The 6,393-nt window shown below is 66.9% G+C and carries 10 protein-coding genes; all 10 read right to left on the bottom strand.

Translation table 11 applies throughout. The features are described from left to right. Positions 1–193, bottom strand: a 193-nt coding sequence (locus VF662_RS16405; protein ID WP_464143026.1) for a hypothetical protein, incomplete at its 3' end; no start/stop codon positions are given. A 44-nt stretch (positions 194–237) separates the two neighbouring features. Beyond that, a complete protein-coding gene (locus VF662_RS16400; RefSeq protein WP_464143025.1) occupies positions 238–897 on the bottom strand; it encodes a COQ9 family protein in 660 nt (219 codons plus the stop codon). Next, positions 894–1,811: a DMT family transporter gene (locus VF662_RS16395; protein WP_464143024.1), complete on the bottom strand. Its 918-nt coding sequence runs from the start codon at positions 1,809–1,811 to the stop codon at positions 894–896. The genes VF662_RS16400 and VF662_RS16395 overlap by 4 nt, the downstream gene beginning before the upstream one ends. Positions 1,812–1,820: 9 nt before the next feature. After that, the gene (ribH, locus tag VF662_RS16390; RefSeq protein WP_464143023.1) at positions 1,821–2,243 is read right to left on the bottom strand and encodes a 6,7-dimethyl-8-ribityllumazine synthase; all 423 of its coding nucleotides are present in this window, start codon (positions 2,241–2,243) and stop codon (positions 1,821–1,823) included. 1 nt (position 2,244) lies between these two features. After that, the gene (gene ribB / locus VF662_RS16385) at positions 2,245–3,366 is read right to left on the bottom strand and encodes a 3,4-dihydroxy-2-butanone-4-phosphate synthase (protein WP_464143022.1); all 1,122 of its coding nucleotides are present in this window, start codon (positions 3,364–3,366) and stop codon (positions 2,245–2,247) included. Beyond that, complete coding sequence (locus VF662_RS16380) at positions 3,366–3,968, bottom strand: riboflavin synthase (protein ID WP_464143021.1); 603 nt, start codon at positions 3,966–3,968, stop codon at positions 3,366–3,368. Before VF662_RS16380 ends, ribB begins: the two co-directional genes overlap by 1 nt. Next, positions 3,968–4,939 carry a bifunctional diaminohydroxyphosphoribosylaminopyrimidine deaminase/5-amino-6-(5-phosphoribosylamino)uracil reductase RibD gene (gene ribD, locus VF662_RS16375; RefSeq protein WP_464143020.1) on the bottom strand — a complete coding sequence of 324 codons (972 nt, stop codon included), beginning with the start codon at positions 4,937–4,939 and terminating at the stop codon, positions 3,968–3,970. Before ribD ends, VF662_RS16380 begins: the two co-directional genes overlap by 1 nt. Next, complete coding sequence (locus VF662_RS16370) at positions 4,929–5,291, bottom strand: hypothetical protein (RefSeq protein ID WP_464143019.1); 363 nt, start codon at positions 5,289–5,291, stop codon at positions 4,929–4,931. Before VF662_RS16370 ends, ribD begins: the two co-directional genes overlap by 11 nt. 11 nt (positions 5,292–5,302) lie before the next feature. Continuing rightward, positions 5,303–5,971 (bottom strand): energy transducer TonB, encoded by a 669-nt coding sequence (locus VF662_RS16365; RefSeq protein ID WP_464143018.1) that lies wholly within the window; start codon positions 5,969–5,971, stop codon positions 5,303–5,305. 123 nt (positions 5,972–6,094) lie between these two features. Further along, on the bottom strand, positions 6,095–6,393 hold a 299-nt coding region (locus VF662_RS16360; protein WP_464143017.1), incomplete at its 5' end, for a hypothetical protein.

Raw genomic sequence — 6,393 nt, 5'->3', positions numbered from 1 at the left:
TCGAGAATTCGAGCATCTCGTCATATTCGGCCGGGTTGACGATCTTGCCGCCGGAGACCGCGCCGGAATAATCGACTGCGACATAATCGAGCAGCCGCCACGTCGTCTGCACATCCCCGTCAGCGGCGCTGGCCGGGGCTGAGCCAAAGACGGAAACGATGAGGAAGAGCAGGAAAGCCAGCGACCGTGTCATGCTTGTCGCTTAGCATATTGCGAGTGATTATCAATAGCGCAGAGCTACACCGCCGGGTAGCGAAGCCTTCCGAGGAAGCGGCTGAGGCTTGGCAGGCGCGAGCGGCTGTTCCGCCAGCTCGCCTTCAGCTTCTCGAAGCTCATCACGTCGTCGATCCTCCGGTCGAGGAAGCCGCGGGTGGTGGCGAGACTGTCGCTGTCGTCGTCGAGATAGACCAGAAGGGTCGACATGTAGAGCGCCGAGAGAATGCCGCGCTTGGTATAATGGTTGAAGTCGGTCGCCCGATCGCCCGCGATCCGCCACATCCGGTCTGCCGAGCGCCAGGCGAGCTTCGCGGCGCCCATCGCATTTTGCGGCTGGGCGAGGATCGCAAGCGCGCGGCGAAGCGCCTCCTTGTGCGGGTTCACAGTCTCGATCCGGAAGAGGACGAGGTCGCGGACGCGCTCGCGGATCTTGAGCTTGGAAATGCGCTCCAGCGGATAGGCCTTCGCCATGGCGATATCGATCGCATCGAACCAGGCGTCGATCATCTGCGGTGCGCCGCCGGGGAAGCAGAGCCGGGCGCGGCCTTCCGGCACTCCGAGCTCCGACGCGGCCATCGCCAGCGCCGTATCGCTCCAGCCGTCGAACACCGCATTGGCCGGAATGAGCGGCGCGAGTGCGGCGCGGAGCTCGTCCAGGTTCATCTCATTGGGTTCGATCATCGAGCGCTCCGATCCTCCCCAAGATGAGGCGCCGCCTCGCCGGTTGCAAGGCGCTGCGGGAGCCGGATCAGCACCAGCGCGGCACAGATAAGAATGGCGCCCACGCCGTCGGCGGCGCTCAGCCTTTCGTCATAGGCGAGCCAGCCGACCACCGCCGTCACAGCCGGCTGGGTGAGAAGCCCAAGCCCCACCACCAATGGACTGAGATGCCCCACGGAATAGACCAGCAGCCCCTGGCCGATCACCTGGCTCCCGAGCGAGAGCAGGATGAGCGGCGTCCAGTCGGAGGGAAGCACCTTCTCGCCCAGCAGCAGCGAGAAGAGCAGCAGCGGCCCGGCGCCCGCGATCGTTGCCAGCGCAAGCACCGGCAGCGGCTTCAGCGTCTGGCGGGCGCGGTCGATCACGATCAGATAGGCCGTGTAGAAGAGGCCGGCGAGGATCGCGAACAAGTCTCCCCGAAGGTGCCGTGCCGAGAGTTCGTAGCTGCCGCCGAGCAGCAAAGCCGCGCCCGCCGCCGCCAGCAGCAAGGCGAGCGCCTGGAGCCGCTGCGGCAGCATCCGCGCGGCGATGAAGCCGTAGACCGGGAAAAGCAGGCTGGAAGCGTTTCCGAACAGCGTCGCGTTGGCGAGCTTCGTAAGGCCGATGCCGTAATGCCAGGCGGCGAGATCGGCCGCGAAGAAGACGCCGCCGGCGACGATCAGGAGCGCAACGCCCTTCCCCGGCCGGAACGATCCCTTGCTTGCAAACCGCGCCAGCATCAGCAGCAGCGGGATCGCAAGCGACAATCGCCAGAAGGCCGAAGCGACCGGCCCCACGTCCGCCAGCCGCACCATCCAAGGGCCCATCGCCAGGAAGAGGTTGGAGACGATCAGGGCCGCGAAGGCATAGCGGCCGGGCGCGGCGTTCAGCGCCATGGATGGCGCTCAGGCGGAGAAATGCCGGCGGAGCGCAAGCATCGAAAGCGCCGCCCTGGCCGCTTCGCCGCCTTTGTCCTTTTCGTCCGGGCGGGCGCGGGCGAGCGCCTGGGCTTCGTTTTCGACGGTGAGGATGCCGTTGCCGATTGCGAGGCCGTCGAGCGTCAGCGCCATGATGCCGCGCGCGCTTTCGCCGGCGACGATCTCGAAATGATAGGTCTCGCCGCGGATCACGACGCCGAGGGCAACGAAGCCGTCATAGCGCTCCGTCTCAGCCGCAAGCGCGATCGCGGCGGGCACTTCGAGCGCCCCCGGCACCGTGATCGTCTCATGCTCGTGCCCCGCTTCCTCGATCGCGGCGCGGGCGCCCTCGAGCAGCAGATCGTTCAAGTGGTCGTAGAAGCGCGCCTCGACGATCAGGATCCTGGCCATCTCAATCCTCCAGCGGGATCATGCGCTCGCCGACGATCTTGAGGCCGTAGCCGCCGAGCGCCACCGGCGTGTGGTGGGTGTTGGTGAGGAGGATCATATCGTGGATGCCGAGCGCGGACAGGATCTGGGCGCCGCCGCCATAATCGCGGAGCTGCTCCATGTCCTTCGGCCCAGCTTTGCCGGAGCGGGCATCGAGGATGGTGGAGATCGGCACCGAGCGAGTCAGCGCGACGATCACGCCGGATCCTTCGCGCGCGATCTCGCGCATGGCGCCGCGGAGCATGCCGCTGCGGGGGCTTGATTCGCCGAACACGTCCTCGAAGAGGTTGAGCTGGTGCATCCGGACGAGCGTGGGCCTGGAGGGGTCGATCTCGCCCTTCACAAGCGCAACGGTTTCGGTGCCGACCGCCTTGTTGAGGAAGCTCTTGGCGGCCCAGGTCCCGCCCCAGCAGCTTTCGAAGCTCGCTTCCGCCGTCTGCTCGACGAGATGGTCCTTCTTGAGCCGGTAGGCGATGAGATCGCGGATCGTGCCCATCTTGAGGCCGTGCAGCTGCGCGAAGGCGACGAGGTCGTCCATCCGCGCCATCGTCCCGTCTTCCTTCATGATCTCGCAGATCACTCCGGAAGGGTTGAGGCCGGCGAGGCGCGAGACGTCGACCGCGGCCTCGGTATGGCCGGCGCGGATGAGGACTCCGCCGTCCCGCGCCACGAGCGGAAAGACATGGCCGGGGGTGACGATATGCTCCGGGCCCTTGGCGGCGTCGATCGCGACCGAGATGGTGCGGGCGCGGTCGGCGGCGGAGATGCCGGTGGTGACTCCGTCGCGCGCCTCGATCGAGGTGGTGAAGGCAGTCTCGTGCCGGGTGCCGTTCTGGCGGCTCATCAGGCCGAGGCCGAGCTGGTCGACACGGTTCTTGGTCAGCGCCAGGCAGATGAGGCCGCGGCCGTATCGCGCCATGAAGTTGATCGCATCAGGCGTCGCCATCTGCGCCGGGATGACGAGATCGCCTTCATTCTCCCGGTCCTCGTCGTCGACGAGGATGAACATGCGGCCGTTGCGCGCTTCGTCGATCAGTTCCTCTGGGGAGGAGAGGAAGCCGCGTTCGAGCGGAAGCGCGGCCATCAGCGCCGGAGCTCCAGCATGCGGCCGAGATAGCGGGCGAGGATGTCGATCTCGATGTTGAGCGGCCGCCCGGGCGCGATCTCGCCGAGCGTCGTCTGCTGCGCAGTATGGGGGATGATGTTGATCCCGAAGCGGACGCCGTCCGAGAGGCTCTCCACCTCGTTCACGGTCAGCGACACGCCGTCGAGCGTCACCGATCCCTTGGCGGCGAGGTAAGGCGCGATCTCGTCGCCGGCGATGATCGTGACGCGGGTGGAGCCGCCGACGTCGGCCGTGCCTTCCACTTCTCCGATCCCGTCGACATGGCCGGTGACGATATGGCCGCCAAGCTCGTCGCCGACGCGGAGCGCCCGCTCGAGGTTCAATCGCCGCCCCTGCTCCCACATTGCAGGGGCGGTCCGGCTGAGCGTTTCGGCCGAGACATCGACCGCGAACCAGTTCTCGCCCTTGTCCACCACCGTCAGGCACACGCCGGAGCAGGAAATGGACGCGCCGAGATCGACGGTGGACATGTCATAACCGCAGCCGATCCGCAGCCGCAGGTCGCCCCGCTGCTCCGCCGCCTCGATGCGGCCAATATCGGTGACAATTCCGGTAAACATCAGTTGCGGACGCGCTCGTAGACTTCGAGGCGGTCGATGCCAAGCGGGCGGCTATCGACGAACGCCCACCGCCGGTGCGCGTCCGCGAGCGCGGTGAGGCCGATATAACCTACCGAGGACTTGCCCTCCCCGATGATGATGGGCGCGCGGTAGATCAGCATCCGATCGACGAGATCGGCCTGGAGGAAGGCGGAAGCAGCGCCCGAGCCGCCCTCGACCATCAGATCGTTGACGTCATGAAGCCCGAAAATCTCCTCGGGAGCGCCGATCCTGCTCCAGCCGTCCACCGCTTCGCCGCGCGTCAGGAGGGCACGCCGGGGCGATCGGTCCTCCAGCCCCGGCAGCCGCACGTCGAGCTTGGGGTTGTCGGCATTGTAGGTGCCCCGGCCGACCAGGATCATGTCGGTTCGGGAACGCTCGGCGTGGACGTGCGCCCGGGCATCCTCACCGGTGATCCAGCGGCTCTCCCCCGAGGGCAGGGCAATCTTGCCGTCGAGAGACATTGCAAGCTTCAGGGTCACGTAGGGCCGGCCAAGGCGAAGCCGTGTCAGGAAACCGGCCATCGATCGTTCCGCATCCTGCGCACCGATGCCGATCTCCACCTCGATCCCCGCCGCCCGAAGCCGATCGATGCCCCTGCCGTCCGTGCGGGAATCGGGATCTCGCAACGCGATCACCGCCCGTTCGATGCCCGACGAGGCGAGCAGATCGGCGCAGGCGGGTCCACGGCTGCTTAGGTGAGCGCAGGGCTCGAGGGTTACATAGATCGTGGCGCCGGAGGCCAGTGCCCCTGCTTCCTCGAGCGCCATCGCTTCGGCGTGCGGACGACCGCCGGGCTGGGTCCAGCCGCTGCCGACGACGGCATCGCCGCTGACGATCAGGCAGCCGACATTGGGGTTGGGTGCCGTCCGCCCGCGGCCGCGCTCGCCGAGCGCGATCGCCGCAGCCATCCAGCGCGGATCAGTCTTCATCCATTCCGAAGCGGCGCTCGATCGCCTTGAACTGGCGCTGGCGCTCGGCGACGCCGGCCTGCCGCTGCTGCTCGCGCCTGGCCTGGTCGGCCTTAATTTCGGCGTCGGTGCGGTTGGAGCTCCAGCTGCCGACATAGACGATCTGTTCCTTTGGAACGATGTTCGTCTTGGCGTCCTTGATGAAGCCGAACACGATCACGATCGGCATCGCAATCGCGACGAAGGCGGCGCCCCACTGCACGCCGGTGCGCTCACGCGTGAAGGCGCGGAGATCGGCGATCAGCGCGCGGGGGGAAGCTGGGCGGGGAAGCGGCATCGCCCGAAGATAGGGGCGGCGCAGCGGCTGCGCCACCCCCTCCAGGCTCAGGCGTCGAGCCGGAAATGCACCGTCATTCGCTTCCTCGATTCGACGGGCTTGCCGTCAACCATCGCCGGCTTGAACCGCCAGTAGCGGAGCGCCTGCTGCTCCGTCGCACGGTAGAAGGCGTCGTTGCCGGCGCTCACCTTCTCGACGTCCTTCACGCGCCCGTCGGTGCCGATCACGATCATCACCGTGACGCTCCCGGTCACTTCCGCCCGCTCCTCGGAAGCCGGGTAAGGCGGCTGAAGCTTGCTCCGGGGATCGAGCTGGGCCTCGGTCCGGACCGGATCGGCCTTCGGCACCGGCGGCGGATCGGCGACGGGCGGCAAGGTCACCGGTCCGGGCGGCGAGGTATCGAACACCACCGGTTCGCTATTCCTCGGCTGCGGGATCACCACGTCGTTGAATGCGGGCCGCTCTACGATCGGCGGGACGATGTCGATCTGCGACTTCGACTGCGCCTTTTGCTGCGGCTTCGGCTCATCGGGTTCCACCTTCGGCGGCGGCGGAATGTCCGGGACGTTGTAGGTCTCGGTGACCACCGGCGGCGGCCGCACGAATTCCATCTTGGACAGCATCAAGGCGGTGATCGCCGCGCCGTGAAGCGCGATCACGACCGCGAGGCTGCCGGGGCTCCTCGGCTTTTGGTTGAGGAAGGTCTGCTCAGCCATCTCTCATCTCCTGCACATCGCGCTGGTTCTCCAGCTGCAGGAGCCGTGATATACTATATCGTGATGATATTCTATAACATTGTGAGTTGCTGCAGAAGATGTCTCAATCCCGTAACAGGATGCTCAGTCCCGCAGCGCTCGGCCGATGTCGATCGAGGTTTCCACCACGCGCTCCGTCAGCGTGCGGCCGCCTTCATTCTTGATCGTGACCGACACCTCGCGCGGCGGCTCCTTGGCCGAGCAGGCGGTGTGGAAGGCGAGCGCCTGGCCGAGCGCGTCGCGTTGCTCGGCGGCCATCGGCAGCCAGGCCGCCTCGTCGATCGTGGCGACTCCGTCCGCGGAATATTCGAAGCTGCCGGTGCGGCCGAGCTCGTCCAGCGCCTGCTTGGCCTGATCGCAGACCTTCGCGGGCAGCCGATCGG

Source organism: Allosphingosinicella sp., assembly GCF_036387215.1.
Classification (GTDB): Bacteria; Pseudomonadota; Alphaproteobacteria; order Sphingomonadales; family Sphingomonadaceae; genus Allosphingosinicella.
Note: the sequence above shows the minus strand (reverse complement) of the source record. Positions and strands in the feature narration are given on the sequence as shown.